The 20,364-nt window shown below is 59.0% G+C and carries 20 protein-coding genes and 1 tRNA gene; 5 read left to right on the top strand and 16 right to left on the bottom strand.

Annotation, left to right across the window (positions count from 1 at the left end):
• Positions 1-89: 89 nt before the first annotated feature.
• A complete protein-coding gene (locus A3H92_05805; protein OHC73553.1) occupies positions 90-2,261 on the top strand; it encodes a hypothetical protein in 2,172 nt (723 codons plus the stop codon).
• Here the strand turns inward: A3H92_05805 and A3H92_05810 are convergent.
• From A3H92_05810 to A3H92_05860, 11 genes are all read right to left on the bottom strand, one after another.
• Positions 2,254-3,642 carry a hypothetical protein gene (locus tag A3H92_05810; GenBank protein ID OHC73554.1) on the bottom strand — a complete coding sequence of 463 codons (1,389 nt, stop codon included), beginning with the start codon at positions 3,640-3,642 and terminating at the stop codon, positions 2,254-2,256. The two genes, A3H92_05805 and A3H92_05810, sit on opposite strands and share 8 nt — an antisense overlap.
• Positions 3,643-3,646: 4 nt before the next feature.
• A complete protein-coding gene (locus A3H92_05815) occupies positions 3,647-4,078 on the bottom strand; it encodes a ubiquinone-binding protein (protein OHC73555.1) in 432 nt (143 codons plus the stop codon).
• Positions 4,079-4,086: 8 nt separating this feature from the next.
• Positions 4,087-4,986, bottom strand: coding sequence for a lipoyl synthase (locus A3H92_05820; protein ID OHC73556.1), 900 nt, complete (start codon positions 4,984-4,986; stop codon positions 4,087-4,089).
• The gene (arsM, locus tag A3H92_05825; protein ID OHC73557.1) at positions 4,983-5,792 is read right to left on the bottom strand and encodes an arsenite S-adenosylmethyltransferase; all 810 of its coding nucleotides are present in this window, start codon (positions 5,790-5,792) and stop codon (positions 4,983-4,985) included. The genes A3H92_05820 and arsM overlap by 4 nt, the downstream gene beginning before the upstream one ends.
• 106 nt (positions 5,793-5,898) lie before the next feature.
• Complete coding sequence (locus tag A3H92_05830) at positions 5,899-7,302, bottom strand: dihydrolipoyl dehydrogenase (protein OHC73581.1); 1,404 nt, start codon at positions 7,300-7,302, stop codon at positions 5,899-5,901.
• Positions 7,303-7,439: 137 nt separating this feature from the next.
• Complete coding sequence (locus A3H92_05835) at positions 7,440-7,778, bottom strand: hypothetical protein (GenBank protein OHC73558.1); 339 nt, start codon at positions 7,776-7,778, stop codon at positions 7,440-7,442.
• Entirely contained in the window at positions 7,765-8,043 is a 279-nt protein-coding gene (locus A3H92_05840) for a toxin (protein OHC73559.1), read from the bottom strand. The genes A3H92_05835 and A3H92_05840 overlap by 14 nt, the downstream gene beginning before the upstream one ends.
• Before the next feature lie 300 nt (positions 8,044-8,343).
• Positions 8,344-8,874: a hypothetical protein gene (locus A3H92_05845; GenBank protein OHC73560.1), complete on the bottom strand. Its 531-nt coding sequence runs from the start codon at positions 8,872-8,874 to the stop codon at positions 8,344-8,346.
• 119 nt (positions 8,875-8,993) lie between these two features.
• A complete protein-coding gene (locus A3H92_05850) occupies positions 8,994-9,905 on the bottom strand; it encodes a hypothetical protein (GenBank protein OHC73561.1) in 912 nt (303 codons plus the stop codon).
• Between the two features lie 16 nt (positions 9,906-9,921).
• Positions 9,922-11,247 carry a pyruvate dehydrogenase complex E1 component subunit beta gene (locus A3H92_05855; GenBank protein ID OHC73562.1) on the bottom strand — a complete coding sequence of 442 codons (1,326 nt, stop codon included), beginning with the start codon at positions 11,245-11,247 and terminating at the stop codon, positions 9,922-9,924.
• Positions 11,248-11,251: 4 nt separating this feature from the next.
• Positions 11,252-12,280, bottom strand: coding sequence for a pyruvate dehydrogenase (acetyl-transferring) E1 component subunit alpha (locus tag A3H92_05860; GenBank protein OHC73563.1), 1,029 nt, complete (start codon positions 12,278-12,280; stop codon positions 11,252-11,254).
• Positions 12,281-12,559: 279 nt separating this feature from the next.
• On the opposite strand from A3H92_05860, the gene A3H92_05865 reads away from it, so the two are divergent.
• The 3 genes from A3H92_05865 to A3H92_05875 all read left to right on the top strand — a co-directional run bounded on the left by A3H92_05865 (position 12,560) and on the right by A3H92_05875 (position 13,590).
• Positions 12,560-12,775, top strand: coding sequence for a hypothetical protein (locus A3H92_05865; protein ID OHC73564.1), 216 nt, complete (start codon positions 12,560-12,562; stop codon positions 12,773-12,775).
• 66 nt (positions 12,776-12,841) lie between these two features.
• Positions 12,842-13,162, top strand: coding sequence for a hypothetical protein (locus A3H92_05870; GenBank protein OHC73565.1), 321 nt, complete (start codon positions 12,842-12,844; stop codon positions 13,160-13,162).
• 155 nt (positions 13,163-13,317) lie between these two features.
• The gene (locus tag A3H92_05875; GenBank protein ID OHC73566.1) at positions 13,318-13,590 is read left to right on the top strand and encodes a hypothetical protein; all 273 of its coding nucleotides are present in this window, start codon (positions 13,318-13,320) and stop codon (positions 13,588-13,590) included.
• Between the two features lie 97 nt (positions 13,591-13,687).
• Here the strand turns inward: A3H92_05875 and A3H92_05880 are convergent.
• From A3H92_05880 to A3H92_05900, 5 genes are all read right to left on the bottom strand, one after another.
• Positions 13,688-13,763, bottom strand: a tRNA-Phe gene (locus A3H92_05880).
• A 61-nt stretch (positions 13,764-13,824) separates the two neighbouring features.
• Positions 13,825-15,690, bottom strand: a complete 1,866-nt coding sequence (locus A3H92_05885; protein OHC73567.1) for an asparagine synthase (glutamine-hydrolyzing) — start codon at positions 15,688-15,690, stop codon at positions 13,825-13,827.
• Positions 15,691-15,695: 5 nt separating this feature from the next.
• Entirely contained in the window at positions 15,696-16,658 is a 963-nt protein-coding gene (locus tag A3H92_05890) for a glycosyl transferase (GenBank protein OHC73568.1), read from the bottom strand.
• An 88-nt stretch (positions 16,659-16,746) separates the two neighbouring features.
• Entirely contained in the window at positions 16,747-17,469 is a 723-nt protein-coding gene (locus A3H92_05895) for a hypothetical protein (GenBank protein OHC73569.1), read from the bottom strand.
• Entirely contained in the window at positions 17,469-19,154 is a 1,686-nt protein-coding gene (locus A3H92_05900; protein ID OHC73570.1) for a hypothetical protein, read from the bottom strand. The genes A3H92_05895 and A3H92_05900 overlap by 1 nt, the downstream gene beginning before the upstream one ends.
• Before the next feature lie 359 nt (positions 19,155-19,513).
• On the opposite strand from A3H92_05900, the gene A3H92_05905 reads away from it, so the two are divergent.
• A complete protein-coding gene (locus A3H92_05905) occupies positions 19,514-20,248 on the top strand; it encodes a hypothetical protein (GenBank protein OHC73571.1) in 735 nt (244 codons plus the stop codon).
• Positions 20,249-20,364: the final 116 nt, after the last annotated feature.

Consider the following 20,364-nt stretch of genomic DNA (forward strand, 5'->3'; position numbering starts at 1 on the left):
GTTGAGCCGCCCGCAAGATTCCCCCTTGCTTCCGGCTGCCGTTACCGTAAGAATCCGGGCGGCATTCATTATTGTCGTAAGGGGGCGTCATGGGAGAGCCGGCTGACAAGACCGTTGACGAGCCTGAAAAGTCAAAAGCGGCGCCTGAGGGAGAACCGCGCAGGCGCATGAACAGGATGGCTCTCGCCATCGGTCTTTGCATGGCCGCCGTGATCGCCGGCGCCGTTTTCTTCTCCCTTAAATTCGTCGAAGACGAACGCCTGAGAAAACTCCAGGAATGGCAGACCATCCTGGGGATAGTCGCCGACAGCCGGGCGGCGTCGATCAATGAATGGGTAGACCAGAACTTCGCTTCCCTGCGTGAGTTGACGGAGAACGCCTCGCTCCAGCTTTACATGAGCGAACTTGCCATGGCCGAAGGCTCAGCGGCAGGTTCCGACGAACCGGCCCAGGCGTCATACTTGCGCAACCTGCTTATGGCGACGGCGGAACGGACGGGATTCAAGTCCCCCATGGCGACGGGAGAAATAGCCGCCAACGTGGAAAAGGTCGGCGTCGCCGGACTCGGCATCACCGACGCCGACGGCAAGGCCATCGTCAGCACATCAGACATGCCGCCGATCACCGGCAAGATTCGCAAGGCCATCGCCACCGCCCTTGACGGCGAACCGGCGATCATCGACGTCTACATGGGCGCCAGCAATCTGCCCACCATCGGCTTTGTTTTGCCGGTGTTCGGCATCCAGGACAGCGGCGCCGGCGCTCGCGGCATCGGCGCCGTCGTCGGGCTTCGCGTCATCGACAAAAGCCTCTTTGAAAGACTGAAGCAACTGGGCGACACGGCGCAAACCGCAGAGACCTACCTCGTCCGCTCCACCGGCGCGACGGTGGAATACATCTCCCCGCTGGCCGACGGAACGGAGCCGTTGAAGCGCTCACTGGCGCTTGACACGCCTGATCTGGCCGAGGCCTTCGCGCTGGAAAAACCCGGCGGCTTCGCCGTGAAGAAAAACTATGCCGCCAAAGACGTGCTTGTAACGTCCAGGCCGCTGGCCGGCCTGCCTTGGGTCATTGTGCGCACGATTACCCGCGACGAGGCCCTGTCCGGCACCGAAACGCGCCTGAAGACCATCCTGATCGTCTTTGTTTTGATCATCGTCGGCGTCACCATCGCCATTATCGCCGTTTGGCGCCACGGAAGCTCGCTGCGCGCCACCGAAGCCCTTGAAAAAGCCCGCATCAATTCCGAGCGCTTCGAGAACATGACCAAGTTCATGAATGTGGTCACCAACAGCCAGCCGACCAAGATCGTCGCGGTCTCCGGCGACGCCAGATACACCTTCGCCAACGAACCGGCCGCCAGGGGCACCGGCATCACGCCCAAGGAGATGATCGGCAAGACCATGGCCGCCGTCATGGGGCCTGTGCAGGCGGAGGCTTACGCCGAGATCAACCGCGACATCCTCGAACGTTTCGCCAGGGACAATAATGCTTCCGACGTCCGCGAGCAGCATTTTCACACCTTCGGCGAAGAGGGCGACGAAGACTTCGCGGTGATCAGGTCTGATCATATTCCGCTGCGCGGAGACCGGGATTTCCCCCCCGCCGTGCTGATGATCCTGGACGACATAACCGACCTGACCAAAGAGCGCCGGCGCAGTGAAAACATGCTTAACCAGTTGATCAGCACCCTGGTCAGCGTGGTTGACCGTCGTGATCCGTTCTCGGCTCACCACTCCGAGCGGGTGGGAGAAGTGGCGAAAAGCATCGCCGAGGAAATGGGCGCTTCCAAAGAGGACGCCAAGACCGTCAGAATCGCCGGCAAGCTGATGAATTTGGGAAAAATCTTTATTCCCCCGGAGCTGCTGACCAAGGCCGACAAGCTGTCCCCCGAAGAGCGCAGTCTGGTGGAAAACAGCTATCTGGTCAGCGTCGATCTGCTGGAGAACGTCGATTTTGACGGCCCGGTGGTGGACACCATCCGCCAGTTGGGAGAGACCTGGGACGGAAGCGGGCCGCTGGGCATGAAGCACGATGAAGTCCTGCTGCCCGCCCGCATCCTTTCCGTCGCCAACACCTTTGTCGGCATGGTCAGTCCCCGCGCCTACCGGGGCGCTTTGACCTTCGAGAAGGTGTCGATAATCATGCTCGACCAGTCAGGCAGCAAGTTCGACCGCAAGCCTGTTTCCGCCCTCATCAACTTCCTTGAAAACCGGGGAGGAATGGAAAAATGGGCGTACTTCCGCGAGAAGCCTATGTAAATTCTGTTACCTCGCAAATGAAGTCGTGGAATTTGCCGGAGGCGTCTTTCGCGATCTCGCCGCAGTAGGCAAAGTTGACGGCGCATGAAGGGATGAACTTTTCCCTTACCCACTCCCGCAGCCTGTTTTCCTCCTTGACCGTAAGGCCGCGTTCCACGGCGAGGCGAACCTCAATGGTTTTCACACCCTTTTGGACAAACTGAAATTGCCGGATGGGGGCGATTTTAAGGAAGGATTTGATGCTGTCGCTGCTCAGCAGGGTGGCGCGTTTTTCACCGCTCGGCAGAACCAGCAAATTCTGTTCCCTGCCGATAATCCGCTTTAATGCCGGCAGCCCGCGTCCGCAAGGGCAGGCTTCCCCCACTTCCGCATAGTCGCCGATGTCATAGCGTAGAAGCGGCATGGCGAAGTTGTGCATCGGCGTGACGATAACCCTGCCCGTTTGACCGGGAGAACAGGCGTTCCCCTGATCGTCAAGTATCTCCACCATCGTCCCCTCGGACTGAACGTGGTAGCATTCATGGTCCGGGCATTGCAGGGCGATATAGCCGACTTCCCGCGAACTGTAGATATCGCACACCTCCACCCCCCAGGCCTCGCGGCAAAGCTCCCTGACCGGGGGAGTGACGACTTCCGATATGGCCTGAACCTTCCGCAGGTTCGGCAGCCTGATATTATTTTTCAGGCTGTATTCGGCCAGTTCCTTGATATTGCTGGGGAAAGAAAGGATGTATTGCGGATCCTGCCGCCCGAGCCAATCCATCTGCTGTTGCGCGGCGCAGGTGATGTTCAGGGTAACCGCCTTTCCGGCGCCGGGGACCGAGCCGGTGATTACTCCCCAGCGGCCGGCGCCGCCGCCGGGATAAGGCGCGTCGCCTTTTTTGGAGCTTCTGATCACCGCCATCTTCCCGGTCAGGTCGAAGCCCTGCCAGTTCTGGTTGCGCATGGTGAAGGCGTCGAAGAAAAGCATCGCCAGTTTCGATCTCATCACATGGACGGGTTTTCCGGTTGACCCGGAAGTAAAGATTCCCGACACCTTGCCGTGTCCCGGCGGCATCTTTTTGCTGTGCAACGCCGCGCCGGCCTGCTGGATATCCTTGCGGTAAAGGATCGGCAATTTTGCCCATTGCCGATCCGTGATCCGCCCTTTCGGATGAAGGCCGACCCCGTCAAGCCGCTCGCGGTAAAACGGAACCGTTTGGTAGGCGTGGGTAAGCAATCGGCCCAACTGACGAAGTTGCAGCGAGCGGATATCTTTTTCCGGCAACCACTGGCTTTGCTCGAATTGGTATTGAAGCGCCATCAGCAGACGCACCCACCCTCCCGGCAGTGACGGCCATACATTTCCTTCAAAAGACGATTTGGGAACGAAGATGGGCATGAAATTAACCGTAAATATCCCTGGCACGCTTTCTGAAGGCGGAGACCATGACCCGCACCGCTGTCTCGAACACCGCGCCGATCATTTTTTGCAGCAGCCCGGAGCGGAACTCGAAATCGACGAAAAAATCGACCTCGCACTTTCCGCCCTCAACCTTATTGAAAATCCAGTGGTTGTTCAAATACTTGAAGGGACCGTCGGCGTAGGAGACATCGATGCGTCCCGGTCTGTCCAGCTTCACCGTGGAGGTGAATCGTTCGCGGAAAATATTAAAGCCGATCACCATGTCGGCGACCAACTCGTTTCCGTTTCTCTCGCGGATGCGCGTGGAGACGCACCACGGCAGGAACTCGGGGTATTTCTCGATGTCGGCGACCAGATCGAACATTTGTTCGGGGGTATGGGAGAGAACCCGTTTTTCCGCATGGGTCGGCATGGCGGCGGCTACCCGGCTTTACGCGCTGCGCACAGTTTCTCGAAGTCCTCGTCGGCGTGGTAGGACGAGCGGGTCAGCGGCGTGGACGCCACCATCAGGAAGCCCTTGGCCTCGCCCAGACGCCTGTATTCATCAAACTCATCAGGGGTGACGAAGCGTTCCACCGGCGCATGACGGGGAGTCGGTTGCAGGTATTGGCCGATAGTCAGAAAATCGACATTCGCCGAACGCAGGTCGTCCATCGCCTGAAGCGCCTCGCCCCGCTCTTCGCCGAGACCGACCATGATGCCCGACTTGGTGAAGATGTCCGGCGCCAGTTCCTTGGCCCGATCCAGCAGCCGCAGGGAATGGAAATAACGCGCCCCCGGACGGATAACGGGATAAAGGCGCGGAACCGTCTCCAGATTATGGTTAAAGACATCGGGGCCGGCGGCGATGACCGCCGCCAACGCCTCTTTCTTGTTGCGGAAGTCAGGCGTCAGCACTTCGATGGTGGTGGCGGGCGAGGTCTCGCGAATCCGCTCGATGCACCGCACGAACTGTCCCGCCCCGCCGTCCTCCAGATCATCCCGGTTGACCGAGGTGATCACCACATGCTTAAGGCCGAGCCTGGCGACGCTCAAGGCCAGATTGTCAGGCTCCAGAGGGTCAACAGGGGACGGCTTGCCGGTCTTGACGTTGCAAAAGGCGCAGGCGCGGGTGCATGTAGCGCCGAGGATCATCACCGTGGCGTGTTTCCTCGACCAGCATTCCGCGATGTTGGGACATGCCGCCTCCTCGCAGACGGTGTTGAGACGATGCTCGCGCAACAGTTCGCGGGTTTCACCGTAAGCCTTGGCCACCGGCGCCCTGACGCGGATCCACGGAGGCTTGCGCAACGCCGTCTTGAGGGGGCGGATATTCTTCATAGGACTGGCTTTACCGCCTTGATGACGGCCGAGACCACATAGTTTTCGATGCCGCGCCCCGGCGCCCATTCCTTGATCGTCATGCGGCTTTCTTCCTTAGTCTTGATATCAATGCCGATGAAACCGGCAGCGGCAAGCCAGCCGGATAATTGGTCTATGGCGGCGCACCCGGAAATACAGCCGCACAGCAATTCGGCATCGTTCTTGAACTCGTCGGGCAGTTCCGCCGTAGCCACCACGTCGGATATGGCCAACCGCCCCCCCGGCTTCAGGACGCGGAAGGCCTCGCGCAATGCCTGCGGCTTGTTCGGAGAAAGGTTAAGGACGCAGTTGGAGATGATGACATCGGCGGTATTGTCGGCCGCCGGCAGGTTTTCGATCTCGCCGAGGCGGAACTCGACGTTGCCGTAGCCGATCCTGCGGGCGTTGTCGCGGGCCTTCTTCAGCATTTCCGGAGTCATGTCGATGCCGATGACGCGCCCTTCCTTGCCCACCCTTCCGGCGGCGAGGAAGCAATCGATGCCGCCGCCGCTGCCCAGATCGATGACCGTCTCGCCCGGCTTCATGGCGGCGATGGCGGCGGGGTTGCCGCAGCCCAGGCCCATGTTGGAACCTTCGGGCAGGGAAGCAAGTTCATCATCGCTATAGCCGAAAGCCTTCGCCAAATCCTCGGCGGACGGAGTTTTCGCGCCGCAACAGGATGACGATTCAGGCAGGCAACACCCGGAATTGGTGGCCCCGGAGGCGATGGCGGCATAGGACCGGCGCACGCTGTCATGGACTGCTTCGGCGGTTTCCCCGGTCATTGATATCTCCCTAGTGGAGTGACTCCAACAAATATTTCCCGCGCTTTACGCAATTCAACCCCTCCTAACCTCCCCTTGGCAAGGGGAGGTTAACTCCCCGATCTCCCTAAAAATGTATGGCGCGCCCGAAAGCGTCAAGCGCCGACTCGTGCATCATCTCTGATAGGGTCGGATGCGGAAAGACAGTTTGCATCAGTTCGGCCTCGGTGGTCTCCAGGCCCATGGCGACGGCATAGCCCTGGATCAGTTCGGTAACTCCGGCGCCGATCATGTGAGCGCCCAGCAATTCTCCGGTTTTTGCGTCAAACACGGTTTTGACCATGCCCTCCGTCTCGCCCAGCGCCATGGCCTTGCCGTTAGCGGCAAAGGGGAAGCGGCCGATCTTGACCTGATATCCCTTTTCCTTGGCCTTGTTTTCGGAAAGGCCGATGCTCGCCACCTGGGGCCGGCAATAGGTGCAGCCGGGAATGCGGGAGATATCCAGGGGGTGAACGCCGTTCAGGCCGGCGATCTTCTCGACGCAGATGATCCCCTCGTGAGAGGCCTTGTGAGCCAGCCACGGCGGGCCGGCGACATCGCCGATAGCGTATACGCCCGGCTCGCCGGTTCGGCACCATTGGTCGGTGACGATGTGCGTCCTCTCCACCTTGACCTTGGTCCCTTCGAGGCCGAGATTTTCGGTATTGCCGACGATGCCGGCGGCGACGATCACCCGATCCGCCTTTATGTCCAATGTCTTGCCGTTATGCTCGACGGCGGCGGCAACGGAGTTCTTGCTTTTGACCAGGGACTTCACCGTCGCCGAGACATGGATTTCCATGCCTTGGGCGCGGAAAGCCTTGGCGGCCAGAGCGGAAATTTCCTCATCCTCAACCGGCAGCACCCGGTCCAGCGCCTCGACCACCGTCACCTTGGAGCCGAGGGTGCTGAAAAAACTTGCGAACTCGATGCCGATGGCCCCCGAACCGACCACCAGCAACGACTTGGGAACGGTATCGGCGACCAGCGCCTCCCTGTAGGACCATACCAGCTTGCCGTCAGGCTCCAGGCCGGGAAGAATCCGCGCTCTGGCGCCGGTGGCGAGAATGATGTTTCTGGCGGAGAGTGAAGAGACCTTGCCGTCGGTCGTTTTCACCTGAATTTTTCCCGGCCCGTCAAGACGCGCCGAACCGTCGATGACCGTCACCTTGTTCTTCTTCAAAAGGTGGCCGATCCCCTTGTTGAGTTGTTTGGAAATAGTACGGGAGCGCTCGACTATTTTCTTGATGTCAAAACCCACCCCCTTGACTTCGATTCCATATGCGGAGGCGTTTTGCATGTCGTGGTAGATTTCCGCCGAGTGCAGCAGCGCCTTGGTCGGAATGCACCCCCAATTAAGGCAAATGCCCCCCAGATGCTCCCTCTCGACCACCGCTGCGGACATGCCCAACTGGGCGGCGCGGATGGCCGCCACATAGCCGCCGGGACCGCCGCCGATGATGAGAAGATCGAAGGAAGGGACCGAGTTCATCATTGAGCAGACTTTCTGAACACCGCTTGGCCTACTTGTTATGTCTTTGATTTTGGAGACTCAAGTATGAACAGCTTGCGCCACCAACCGCACCCCCGGCGCTCCGCAGACTTTAGCGATGGTGTCATAGCGTGGAGCTAAGGGGCGCGCCGCTTTTGGCGCGTCCCGCTTGAACGAGGGGTTAGGCCGGCCTGCGGCTCTACAAGACGCCCTGTGACGTACTTGTGAAGGACGCTGGACATCAATGTTTGATAAGGGATCGCTTCTTCTGCGGCCTTGGCTTGAATATCGTCGAGATCTCGGGAAGAAATGCGTATATTGACCCGCTTGTCTTTAGCCAGAGAAGCCGAGGCCATTGCCGCAAAGCGTGCAATTTCACTTTTGCCTTTTGGAGAGGGCTGCCATTCATCCCTTTCAAAGGAAGCCAGAATTTCTTCCTCAAGTTTTCTTTCTTTGTCCATTTCAACGCTCCTCATCAAGATAGATACGAGTGGCTTTTCGGCTCGGGATAATCGTTTTCAGGAAGACCTCCTGCTTTGTCTCTACAAACGGCACCAGATAGGCGTAGCCGCGAATACGAACCACAAACATGCGTTGGTTCGGATATTGATCTGTGTTCGGATGGTCCAGCACAACAAGAAGACCACCATTCGACATAGCCGACAGCACCTCCTCAAAAGATACGCCTCGCTCGGCTTTGAGGCGGATATTTTTCTCGGTGCTCCAGTTCACAGGTTTCATGCGGAGGATATTACACCTGTGTGCCTTATGGCATCAAGAGGCCTAACGTGGAGCTAAGGGGCGCGCCGCTTTTGGCGCGTCCCGCTTGAACGAGGGGTTAGGGCTTGGGCATCAACGTAAGAATCCAGAAGCCGACGAATCATGCGCTGGTACTGTGTGTGATGCTTCGTGGCTTCGGTCTTGAAGAACTCGATGCTTTTTTTGCTCAGAGCGAGCGTAATCTTTACGCCCTCCTCACGAAAAGCTAACTCGCTTGGAGAAGGAAGAAAGTCAGTAACCACCCGAGTTTTGCCAAGGGGTTCATCTGTGTATTTGATTTTTGCGCTCATAAATTACCTTAAGAAATGGGGCGGTTTCATTTGCACCACTACGCAACTCAGCCGAACCGGATTGTGGGTTTCCAAGCGTGGGCATAGTGCGGTTTTTCAGCAATGTGTTTGACCATGCTACCTTCTGCGCTTCAACTATCCAAAACGCATGTGGTAGAAGATGCTTATCAAGGCGCATGAGCCAGAGCTGATGCCACCCAGGATGAATGGGAGAGACACGACTCGTTAGTGAATATGCGGAAACAGCTTTGACCTGAACTTTGATTTCAGGTTGGGTGGCCAGAATAACTTTGATATCATAAGCATGCTGAGTAGCGGAACCAAATTCCAATGTTGCTTCCGGGAACCGATGCTCAGCGTAGATGCGCGCAAAGAACTCAGCAATGACACCAGTTTTCTGATCCCCAATGGGAATCTCTTGCGTGCGAGAGCGCTGAAGCCGCTCAAGTCTTGCGTAGGCGACTGCATACTGTTTAATTGCGTCGAAAATTTCTTGTACCAAGCAACTACTCCTGTGGTAGCCAACGTAGAGCTAAGGGGCGGCGCGTATAACCGCCACATAGCCGCCGGGACCGCCGCCGATGATGAGAAGATCGAACGAAGGTTCAGCCATTTTCCCTCCTACAGCAGCATGGTCAGGGGTTCTTCGATGTAGCGCCTGAAGGCGGCGAGGAATTGGGCGCCGATGACGCCGTCTACGGAGCGGTGATCGACGGACAGGGTGCAGGTCATTACCGTGGCGATAGCCAAGGCGCCGTCGATGACCACCGGGCGGCGCTCGCCGGCCCCCACCGCCAGGATGCACGACTGGGGCGGGTTGATGATGGCGGAGAACTCCTTGATGCCGAACATGCCGAGATTGGTGATGGTGAAGCCGCCGCCCTGATATTCTTCGGGGGCCAGCTTGCCGTCCCTGGCGCGGGCCGATAATTCCTTGATTTCATTTGAAATAACGCCCAAACCCTTGGCGTCGGCCCGGCGCAGCACCGGGGTAACCAGGCCGCCCGGCGTCGCTACGGCCACCGCCACGTCCACCTCGTTGTAGATAAGGATGGCCTGTTCGGTCCAGCTTGCATTGGCCGCCGGAACCCGCCTGAGGGCCAGGGCGGCGGCGCGGATGACAAAGTCGTTGACTGAAATATGATAGCTTCCCGCGCCTTCCGGGGCATTGGAGTTCAGCGCCTTGCGGGTCTCCAGCAGGGAATCGATCCGGCAATCGATGGTCAGGTAGAAATGGGGAATGTCGCGCTTGGCCTCGCTCAGCCGCTTGGCGATGACCTTGCGCATGGTGCTGTTGGCCGCCTCGGTGAAGGCCTGTTTCAGCGGCGCCGCCGCCCCGGACGCTACAACCATTGGTACATTGCCGGCCTTGACCGCCTCGACATCTTTCCTGACGATGCGCCCGTGCGGCCCCGACCCCCTTATCAGGCCGAGATCGAGTCCGGCCTGCTCGGCCATGCGCCTGGCCAACGGACTGGCGAACAGTCGATCACCTTCCTTCTTGTGCCGTTCGGCCGGCTTGCCCTCGGTCATGGTCGGCGTCCTCTCCCTAGCGGTAGCAAACGGACTTGGCCGCTTCGACGATATTTTCCGGACGAGGCAACGACAAGGCCTCCAGATTGGCGGCATAGGGCATGGGCGCGTCGGCGCCGGTAACGCGGAACACCGGGGCGTCCAGATAGTCAAAAGCCTGCTCCATCATCAGGGCGGCGATCTCGGCGCCGATTCCGGCGAAAGGCCACCCTTCCTCAACGCATACCAACCGGTTTGTTTTTTTAACCGAAGCGGTGACGGCGTTGACATCCAACGGCCTCAGGGTGCGTAAATTGATGACCTCGGCGTCGATCCCGTCAGCCGCCAGCAGTTCCGCCGCCTGCAAGGCGACGCCGACCATTCTGGAGAAGGCGACGATGGTGACATCGATGCCCGGACGCTCGATTTCAGCCAAGCCGATAGGAATGGTAAAGTCGTGATCATCAGGGACTTCAAAGCTTTGTCCGTAGAGTATCTCGTTTTCCAGAAACACCACCGGATTGGGATCGCGGATGGCCGACTTGAGCAGCCCCTTGGCGTCGGCGGCGCTGTAGGGCGCCACCACCTTTAGGCCGGGACAATGGGAATACCAACTGGCGTAACATTGGGAGTGCTGGGCGCCGACTCTGGCGGCGGCGCCGTTGGCTCCACGGAAGACGATGGAGCATCCCATCCGGCCGCCGGACATGTACAAAGTCTTGGCGGCGGAGTTGATAATATGGTCGATGGCCTGCATCGAAAAGTTGAATGTCATGAACTCGACGATGGGCTTCAGGCCGGCGAAAGCGGCGCCGCAGGCCAGCCCGGCAAAACCGTGTTCGGTGATCGGCGTGTCGATGACGCGCTTCTCCCCGAACTCGTCCAGCAAGCCCTGACTGATCTTGTAGGCGCCCTGGTATTGGCCGACCTCCTCGCCCATCAGGAAGACGCCGGCGTCGGCGCGCATTTCTTCGGCCATGGCGCTGCGCAAAGCCTCGCGCACGGTCATGGCAGTCGTTTTGGCGGAGGGTTTGTCATCATGTTTTGGCGCGGCCTTGCCGTCATTGCGAGCGGAGCGAAGCAATCCAGGCTGCGGCATGAGTAGCGCCGAAGCGTTTTCGCCTTCCTCCAGGATGACGGCGATGGGGGTGTTGACGGCGACGCCCTCGGTCCCTTCCTTCACCAGTATTCTGCCGATCACGCCTTCGTCGGCGGCCTCCAGTTCCATGGTCGCCTTGTCGGTTTCGATCTCGGCGATGACATCGCCGTTGCGCACCGCGTCGCCTTCCTTTTTATGCCACTTGGCGAGCTTGCCCTCGGTCATGGTCGGCGATAGCGCCGGCATCAATACCTGAATGGTCATGGCGTCAGGCCTCCACCAGGATATCGGTAAACAGCTCGGAAGGATCGGGTTCCGGGCTGGACTGGGCGAACTCGGCGGATTGCGAGACATTTTCCTTGATTTGGCGGTCGATTTCCTTGAAATCGGCCTCGTTTGCGACCTTGGCGTCAACCATCAGTTTACGCAGGTTGTCGATAGGGTCGCTCTCCTTGCGCACCTTGCTCACCTCTTCCTTGGAGCGGTACTTGGCCGGGTCCGACATCGAATGTCCGCGATAACGGTAGGTTTCCATTTCCAGAATGTAAGGCCCGTCGCCGGCGCGACAGTGGGCGGCGGCAATGGCCCCGGCGTCGCGCACATCCAGCACGTCCATGCCGTTCACTTGCCGGCCGGGAATGTTATAGGCCTCGCCGCGCCGGTACAGATCGGTGGAGGCCGAGGCGCGCTCCACCGAGGTGCCCATGCCGTACTTGTTGTTCTCGATGATGTAGACCACAGGCAGTTTCCACAAGGACGCCATGTTGAAGGACTCATAGACCTGCCCCTGATTGACGGCGCCGTCGCCGAAATAGGCGAAGGCCACTCCCCCGTCGCCCCGGTATTTATGGGCGAAAGCGAGGCCTGTGCCGATTGACACCTGGGCGGCGACAATACCGTGGCCGCCGAAGAAGCCCTTTTCGCGGCTGAACATGTGCATGGAGCCGCCTTTGCCCCTGGAATATCCGCCGGCGCGTCCGGTAAGCTCCGCCATCACCCCGTCGGCTTCCATGCCGCAGGCCAGCATATGGCCGTGGTCCCGGTAGCTGGTGAGCATCGTGTCGTGGTCGCGGCGAACCGCCATCATGCCGACGACTACCGCTTCCTGGCCGATGTAAAGGTGACAGAAGCCGCCGATCAGGCCCATGCCGTAAAGCTGGCCGGCCTTTTCCTCGAAGCGGCGGATAAGAAGCATTTGGCGGTAATATTCAAGAAGCTCTTTCGGCGTCGCCCGGGCTTCCTGCTTTTTACGGGAAGCGTGCGCTTTTGCGGGAGCGGATTTCGCTGGTTTCGCCATCAGTCCTCCCCGGAGATTGCCTTTACGCCCACACCGCATAGTAACGGCCCAACCGCCCTATTACAAGCCGCGACGGATGGAGGGGATTTGTGTCGACAGGGGCGCTCCCATACCGAATGGCGTCCTTTGTCCTTTGCTGTTTTTTTCCGGTTGGGGATCGGGTTATAACACCGGATGAGTTTCTAACGCTATCCGGGGGGCGACATGACCGTCACGCCGGACGATAACGAAACTATTCACAATGCGTTCTTTGACAGGAGTTTTTGAGGAGAACCGGTCATGAGGCTGCACTACTATCCCGAGACCGACAGCCTTTATATCGAGTTGAAGGCGGAGCCGGGCGTAGAGACTCGCGAAGTAACGGAAGGGCTGATTGTCGATCTCGACGCCCAAGGCCATGTCGTCAGCTTCGATATTGATGGCGCATCCGGCCGGTTCGACCTGACCTCCCTGGAGACAATTGCCCTGCCGCTCACCGTCACCAGGGCGGCATAAGATGAACCCCCGGCGGATTTTATGCTATCGTCCTGCATTCGACTTTCCAACCGGGCGAGGAATTGCATGAGCCGATCATTGATCCCTTCGGAGCTTCTGAATTCCGTCGTTTCTTATTTCCACCCGCGTAGAATCATTCTGTTCGGATCACAGGCGCGGGGCGATGACGGGCCGGACAGCGATATCGATCTGCTTGTCATTATCGACGACGACGCGCCTCCTGAAAAACGGACGCTGAAGGCGGGCTGGGAATCGCGCCGTTCCTATCGCGGCGCGGTCGATGTCATTCCCTGCCGCGAATCCATGTATCAGAAAAAACGCAATATAGTCGGCACGTTAGCTTTCGACGCCTCACGCGAGGGAGTTGTCGTTTATGAGCGATCCTGATCCCATTGACGTCTGGAGCGAGGTCGAGCAATGGCTGGCGCACGCCGATTCTGATCGCAGAACGGCGACCGTATGTCTGGCTGCCGACCCGCCGCTTCTGGATGCGGCCAGTTTTCACTGTCAGCAAGCTGCGGAAAAGCTGCTTAAGGGGGCCTTTGGTCTGGGCGGCGATTCCTTTTCGCAAAACCCATGATCTGTCCGAACTGGGAGAAAAGGTAAGCAGCGTTTATCCCGATTTTGCCGAGCCGGCCGCTATGGTCGAACGATGGACGAACTGGAACATCGCCTACCGCTATCCGGCGGACGATACGCCCGATCTTCCTCCCAGCCCCGAAACGCTTTTCAGGGCGCTTGACGTCATCGACAGGCTTGCCGGGAAGGTTCAAGGGCTTCGCCGGAATGCTCCCATGGGGAGGTTGAGCGAGTAATGGCCAAGAAACCGATCAAAGTCGAATCCTTCAAGCACAACGAGGCCGAGCGGAGAAACATTCCGACGGCGGCTACCCGCTAACCCTTTGAAAGTAATGGTGCCCAGGGACGGAATTGAACCGCCGACACGCGGATTTTCAGTCCGCTGCTCTACCAACTGAGCTACCTGGGCAACGCCGACAAGACGCCGCTTATAGAAGAAACCGTTATGCCTGTCCATACCGCAGCAAAACCTAAGCCCGGCTCGCCGCGAGAAACAGGATGTACAGCGTCCACAGTTTTTTGCGGTGGTCGCGTTTGCCGTTTTTGTGTTGGTCGAGCAGGGTCTTGACGGCGGTTTTTTCAAACCATCCGGCTATTGAGGCGGGCGGGTTCATCAGCACATCGGCGACAGGCTGGTAAAGTGGGCCGCGCAGCAGTTCGGCCAGGGGCAGGCCGAAGCCGTGCTTGGGCTGATAGACCGCCTCGGCGGGCAGGTAACGCGCCGCCAGCTTTTTCAGCAGGTATTTGGTGGTAGACCCGCTGTCTTTCCAATAAGGCGGCAGGGACATGGCGAATTCGGCGAAGGCGCGGCACAGGTACGGGGCGCGCACCTCCAGACTGTTGTACATCGAGGCCCTGTCCACCTTGACCAGAATATCCTCGGGCAGATAGGTGAGGGTGAACAGATAAAGCAGGCGTTCGACGGGGTCGGCGGGGGCGTCGGCGTCAAGCAGATCGTCGAGGGGGCGGAAAGTGTTATCTTCGGGCATAGCCTCCTTGCGCCACAGGCCGGCCTTTTCCCTGACAGTGAACGGCGCCATCCACAGCGTGTTCTGGTAATCGACGGGATAGCCGAAGCCCTGGGAGACATGACGCAGCACAAAGTCCATGTTCATATAGCCGCCCGCCGCCGGCAACAGGTTCAGTCCGCCCCTCAGCAGAGAGCCGATGATCGCCGGCATCCTGGCCATGATGTTTGAGTAGCGGCGGGCCTTGAACGAGGAGTAACCGGCGAACAGCTCGTCGCCGCCGTCGCCGCCGAGGGCCACGGTCATGGTTTTCCCGGCGGCGCGGCATACCAGATAGGTGGGAAGCAGCGAATAGTCGGCCAGCGGCTCGTCGATCATCGCGCTGACGGCGTGAAAGGCTTCCATCACGTCCTTGTCGCCCAACTCGACCACCTGATGGGGAAGGCCGCAATGTCCGGCGATTCTTATGGCGTTCGGCGTCTCATCGTAGGAGGAATCCGGCATCCTGACGGTGAAAGCGGTTATTCCCGACGATTGACGCGCCGTAACGGCGGCGAGAAGGCCCGAATCAACGCCTCCCGACAGGAACAGGCCGACCGGCACGTCGGCGATCAGGCGCCGGCGCACCGACTCGTTCAGCAATTCGTCCAGGCGGTCAAGGGCCTGTTCCTCGCCGATGGCGGGGTCCATTCCTCCGTATTTCGGTCGCCAATAGCGCCGGATGTCGGCCTCGCCGTTTTCAAAGACCAGCAGATGGCCGGGTCTGAGCTTGAAGATGCCGGCAAAGCCGGACTCATCTCCCGGCATGTACTCATAGGTCAGGTAGTTGTGCGTCGCCTTTTTGTCCAAGCCGGCGCTGCGGAAGGCCGGATGGCGGCGCATGGCCCTGATCTCGGAGGCGAAGACCATTACGCCCTGCCGCACGCCGTAAAACAAAGGCTTCTCGCCGAAGCGGTCGCGGGCCAGATACAAACGTCCGCTTTGCCCCTCAAAGAAGGCGAAGGCGAACATGCCGTCGATGCGCTCCAGCGTTTCGGCGACGCCGCAGCGGCGGAGCAGATGGAACAGAACCTCGGTGTCGGAACGGTCGGCCAACTCGACGCCGTCGCGGAGCAAGCCTTCGGCCAGGGCGCGGTAGCCGTATATCTCGCCGTTGAAGACCAGCGCGTCGCCGCTGTCCCGGTCAACGCGGGGCTGGGCGCCGCCCTTAAGATCAATGATCGCCAGCCGCCGATGGCCGAAGGCGATCTTTCCGGTTACATGGGCGCCTTCGCCATCAGGCCCCCGGTGGACCATGGTTTTCATCATTGACGCCAGCACCGCCTTGGAATCGTCTCCGGGGCGGGTGAAGCCGACGATTCCGCACACGGCGGTCAGGCCTCCTTGTCATCTGGGTCGATATTCCGCGTCGCCTTGATCGAATAGGTCGTCCTGCCCTGGGATTCATAGTAGGTGCGCGATTGCATCTCGGCGATAACGCCGAGAAGCATGAACATGACCCCGGCGATGCCCAGCGTTCCCGCCAACAGCGGCAAAGGCGTAAAGATGAAGTCGGTGGCGTAGAATATCTTCATGATCAGCGCCCAGATGAAGGCGATCAGCGACAGCGACAGGCTCAACAGGCCGATCTTGCCGAAGAACTGGATAGGCCTGTCGAAGGAACGGTCGATGAAGTAGAGAACCAGGATATCCAGCAGCACCCGGCTTATCCTCCCCAGGCCGTACTTGGAAACGCCGTGCTTGCGGGCGTGGTGGGTGACGGGAATCTCGGTGACCCGCGCTCCCTCCCATGCCGCGTAGATGGGAATGAAGCGGTGCATCTCGCCGTAAAGGCGCACGTCCTCGATCACCTCGCGGCGGTACGCCTTCATGGTGCAGCCGTAGTCGTGAAGCCGCACCCCCATGACGCGGGAAATCAACCCGTTGGCGATGATTGACGGCAACAGGCGGGTGAGGGCCTTGTCCTCGCGGTTTTTCCGCCACCCCGACACCACGTCGAAGCCTTCGTCCAGCTTCGCCAAAAGGCGAGGGATATCGACAGGGTCGTTCTGCAAGTCTCCGTCCATGGGGATCATGACATCGCCCTTTGCACAGCGGATGGCCGCCATGATCGCCGCCGTCTGACCGAAATTGCGGCGCATGTGGATGACCCGCGCATTGGGGTTCTTCGCGGCCAGATCGTCCAGGATTTTATCCGAGCCGTCGGCGCTGCCGTCATTGACGAATATCACCTCGTAATCACGGGCGAGGCCGTCCAGCACTTTGGTCAATTGATCATAAAGGGGATTGATGTTGTCCCGCTCGTCATAGATGGGAATAAGGATGGAAAGATACACGTCGGCTCGCCCCTTGCGTTATGTCACCCCCCGGATCAAGTCCGGGGGCAAGGTATTTGTAGCCGCGAGGCGGCGTAATTGAAATAGATTAAAACCTGTCCGGGTAATCGCTGAATACCGATTGAACGCCATGGCGGAAGAGCGCTTCGGCTTGTTCCGCTTGGTTCACCGTGTAGCATCTTACGGCGAATCCGGCGTCAATAACGGCCCGCGCCCGGTCGGGTCGCAGCTTGTCGTGTCGGCAATGCACGGCGTCTGCGCCGTATGCTTCAAGGCGACGACGCCAGTCTTTGGGGATATTATCGATACACAAGGCGCGGGGGATATGAGACGCCGTCGCCGCCGCCGCCGCCAATGCCTGCGGATTGAAGCTGGAAATCAGCGGCGTCGGCAAGGCGGACGGCCATTCCCGGTCAAGGAGCGCGGCTACGGCGCGTCCGGTCTCGTCTTCCCGCCCTTTGTCGGATTTGATTTCCACATTGGCGCAAAGGCCGAGCGCGGCCAGTTCTTTCAGCATCCGGCTGAGGGTAGGGATAGGCTCGCCGGCGAACTCTTTCGCATACCAGCTTCCGGCGTCGAGTAATTGCAGTTGCGCCAGATCGGCGTTCGCCACCGGACCGGAACCGTCGGAGGTGCGCTCAAGACTATCGTCATGGAAGATAACGACCTGTCCGTCGCGGCTGAGGCGGGCGTCAAATTCCACCCACGTCACGCCCAGTTTTGCCGCCTTGACCATCGACGCCGTCGTATTTTCCGGGGCATGGCCCGAAGCGCCGCGATGGCCGATCACCCGAGGCAGCTCTTGACCCATCAATCCAGGTCGTCCATCCGAATGATGACGGCATCGGCATCGATCTCGGTTGTCGAATAGCCCTTAAGGCTGTCGGCGTCGACGCCGCTTACCGTCACTTCCACATCGGCGTCGCCGCCGAAGGTAATGATCGTGTCCTCGCCGTCCTGGGTGAACGAAACGCCGTCGAGCGAAAACTCTTCGCCCTCGAAACGCAGCACGTCGCCGATTTTGAAATCGGTGACGACGTCGCCGCCGTCGCCGGCCTTGAAGACGAAGGTGTCGCTGCCCTTGCCGCCCTTAAGAATATCATCGCCGGCGCCGCCGTAAAGCGTATCGTCGCCTTTGCCGCCTTCGAGTTTGTCGTCGCCGGCGTTGCCGTACAGGGCGTCATCGCCCTTGCCGCCGTCGATCTTGTCGTCGCCGCCTCCTCCGTACAAAGAATCGTCGCCTTTGCCGCCGGTCAGCACCTTGCCGTCGTCATGATCGCCGTCGTCATGACTGCCGTCGCCGGCGTCATCCTCTGCGTTGTCAGGAGCGGCATCGTCAGGAACGATGGTTTCGCTCACTCTGCTCACTTCTTCTTGCGCTTCTCGCGGGGCGCTGTCCTGCCTGTCGGGCATCTCGGAAGCGAATTGGCGATCAGTTCCATAGGACTCCGGCGCCGGGGCATCGGCGCTTTCGGTTGCGAACGGATCATTATCTGCTCCGGCTCTGGTGTAGTCCTCGCCGACCACCTTGATAAAGGCGGGGCTTTCGTCGGCGGCTTCGCCTCCGGCGTCGGTAACGAAAGTCGGCGCGGCATTCTCATCAACAGCCGCAGCTATCCGTTGTGCGCCGTAGTCATTGCCGTCGTTGTAAGTCAGCGGCAAATAGCGGAGGGAATCAGCAAATAAATCATACAGGAAACCTAAGCTGAAATTGGGAATATCGGCAGGCAACGAATGGAAGCCGCCGACGATGACATACTGGTTAAAGATGTCCAATACCAGGATTCCGGCGCTGTTGGAGATCACAACCTCGCCGATCAACCCCTGCGCGTTCTCCATGATGGCGACGGTAAGTTTCATGCCGTCGGGAATATTGATGCCGGCCTGGGCGTCATGAATGCCGATGTCCGCCGTCAGCGTATGGATGGTCATGGCGTCGGGATTGTTCTTCGCCGCCAGACCGCCGGTAAAGGTGTAAGAGCCGTAAAGCACGGTCAGGGAGACGCTTCCCGTTTGCGTCTCGCTGTCGTAGGTCGCTTCCTCGATAATCATGCGCCCGCCGGCGGCCATGGCGAAAGTAGTTTCGTCGGCAAGCACTATGCCCAGCGCGCCGTCAATGCCGCTTTCAAGAATGTCGCCGGGAAACAGCGGCGAACCGGCGGCCAGTTCTTCGCGGGAGCCGTCGGCGCGGATGACAAAGACGGCGCCGCCGGCAGTGATGACATGCCCGACGGGTTCAGGCGACGAGGCAACGGCCCCGGCATGGACTCCGGCCAGCCTGACGGCTGCCTCGCCGTTAAGATGAGCGCCTTGCGGCGTCGCCAGCGCTGGAGGATTGCCGCCGGACAGGAAGCCCCGGATAACGACCATCGCGCCGTCCTCTGCGGTCAGCATCAAGTCGGCTCCCGCATATCCATAGTCGGCGGTGGCGATGTTGAATCCCTCGGGCAGCATAACCTCGCCGCCGGGAACGCTCTCAATTACAACAAAAGGCATACTGTTTGCGGCCATGACGTCCTCCCGGGCGTGAACGCCCTGATTTCATAACATAATACAGGTTTTTTGCAGTTTTGGCTGTGACGGCTGTCACAGCCAAAATGTGGTGGCCTGATAATCGCACACCGGGTTTGTTTTTTTTGGCTACATAGATCAAGAATACAGAGAGTTCACCGAGAAGATATATCCAATTTGGGTAATACTTATCCCCATAATCCACATACCAACATTGCTTTCCGATACTTATCCACGTTAGTTATATTTATGCGCTACATATAGGCATTTACGCCATATCAGTCAGCGTATATTGTTTTAATCCATCCGCGACGATACGTCGCCGAACGGAGTAACGGACAATAATGAAGGTTCTCTTCCTTGACGAGTCCGGCGATCACAACTTGTCGGTAATTGATCCGCAATATCCCATGTTCGTTCTGGGCGGAATCATTGTTGACAAAGATTATGCCGACGGCCCGTTGACGGTAGCCTTGAATGAATTCAAGCGCGATATATTCGGGCGCACTGACATCGTGCTGCATACAGCCGACATTACCCGCAACAGGAATGGCTTCGAGCAACTAAAGGATGAAGCCTTTCGCTCCCGCTTCCATGATCGGCTGAACGCTATGATGCGTGATCTGTGTTATTCGGTGGTGGCATGTGCAATCAGTAAGGATGAACACCTCAGCCGATATGGCGTTGCTGCCTTGGACCCATACCTGCTCAGCCTCGATATTCTGGTGGAACGTTTTTGTTCCGTCGTAGGCAAGGTCAGCGGTGGTGGCGTGATCGTCGCAGAAAAACGAGACACTACGCTGGATCGTGAACTGGAACTTGCATGGTTGAACTTGAAAATACAGGGGACGCGATACCTTCAGGCGAGCGCCATTGAAGATCGCATACTGGGCCTGAACCTGCGCGCCAAGCAGGACAACATCGCCGGTCTTCAGCTTGCCGATCTTGTGGTCTCGCCGATCGGACGCCACCTGTTGGGCAAATTGGACAAAGAAGACTGGCGCATCGTCGAGGGCAAGTTCCGGCGTGATCGGCGGGGAAAGGTGGAGGGATATGGACTCGTCATACTACCAAAATAACAGGGGCCAGCCCCCGCTACGCAGTGACCAGCCCACGATCCTTATATCGGCTTTTGGCATTAGTTTGTCAAGCTCCCGTCCGCTCAATGTTCCTTTTGTGTTCTTAACAAGGCGTG

Source organism: Rhodospirillales bacterium RIFCSPLOWO2_02_FULL_58_16, assembly GCA_001830425.1.
Taxonomy (GTDB): domain Bacteria; phylum Pseudomonadota; class Alphaproteobacteria; order Rhodospirillales; family 2-02-FULL-58-16; genus 2-02-FULL-58-16.

What these genes read in the sequence shown, in the direction of transcription:
- A3H92_05805 (OHC73553.1), top strand. Translation starts at nt 90, where the DNA reads ATGGGAGAGCCGGCTGACAAGACCGTTGACGAGCCTGAAAAGTCAAAA.
- A3H92_05810 (OHC73554.1), bottom strand. Translation starts at nt 3,642, where the DNA reads ATGCCCATCTTCGTTCCCAAATCGTCTTTTGAAGGAAATGTATGGCCG.
- A3H92_05815 (OHC73555.1), bottom strand. Translation starts at nt 4,078, where the DNA reads ATGCCGACCCATGCGGAAAAACGGGTTCTCTCCCATACCCCCGAACAA.
- A3H92_05820 (OHC73556.1), bottom strand. Translation starts at nt 4,986, where the DNA reads ATGAAGAATATCCGCCCCCTCAAGACGGCGTTGCGCAAGCCTCCGTGG.
- arsM (OHC73557.1), bottom strand. Translation starts at nt 5,792, where the DNA reads ATGACCGGGGAAACCGCCGAAGCAGTCCATGACAGCGTGCGCCGGTCC.
- A3H92_05830 (OHC73581.1), bottom strand. Translation starts at nt 7,302, where the DNA reads ATGAACTCGGTCCCTTCCTTCGATCTTCTCATCATCGGCGGCGGTCCC.
- A3H92_05835 (OHC73558.1), bottom strand. Translation starts at nt 7,778, where the DNA reads ATGAGGAGCGTTGAAATGGACAAAGAAAGAAAACTTGAGGAAGAAATT.
- A3H92_05840 (OHC73559.1), bottom strand. Translation starts at nt 8,043, where the DNA reads ATGAAACCTGTGAACTGGAGCACCGAGAAAAATATCCGCCTCAAAGCC.
- A3H92_05850 (OHC73561.1), bottom strand. Translation starts at nt 9,905, where the DNA reads ATGACCGAGGGCAAGCCGGCCGAACGGCACAAGAAGGAAGGTGATCGA.
- A3H92_05855 (OHC73562.1), bottom strand. Translation starts at nt 11,247, where the DNA reads ATGACCATTCAGGTATTGATGCCGGCGCTATCGCCGACCATGACCGAG.
- A3H92_05860 (OHC73563.1), bottom strand. Translation starts at nt 12,280, where the DNA reads ATGGCGAAACCAGCGAAATCCGCTCCCGCAAAAGCGCACGCTTCCCGT.
- A3H92_05865 (OHC73564.1), top strand. Translation starts at nt 12,560, where the DNA reads ATGAGGCTGCACTACTATCCCGAGACCGACAGCCTTTATATCGAGTTG.
- A3H92_05870 (OHC73565.1), top strand. Translation starts at nt 12,842, where the DNA reads ATGAGCCGATCATTGATCCCTTCGGAGCTTCTGAATTCCGTCGTTTCT.
- A3H92_05895 (OHC73569.1), bottom strand. Translation starts at nt 17,469, where the DNA reads ATGGGTCAAGAGCTGCCTCGGGTGATCGGCCATCGCGGCGCTTCGGGC.
- A3H92_05900 (OHC73570.1), bottom strand. Translation starts at nt 19,154, where the DNA reads ATGCCTTTTGTTGTAATTGAGAGCGTTCCCGGCGGCGAGGTTATGCTG.
- A3H92_05905 (OHC73571.1), top strand. Translation starts at nt 19,514, where the DNA reads ATGAAGGTTCTCTTCCTTGACGAGTCCGGCGATCACAACTTGTCGGTA.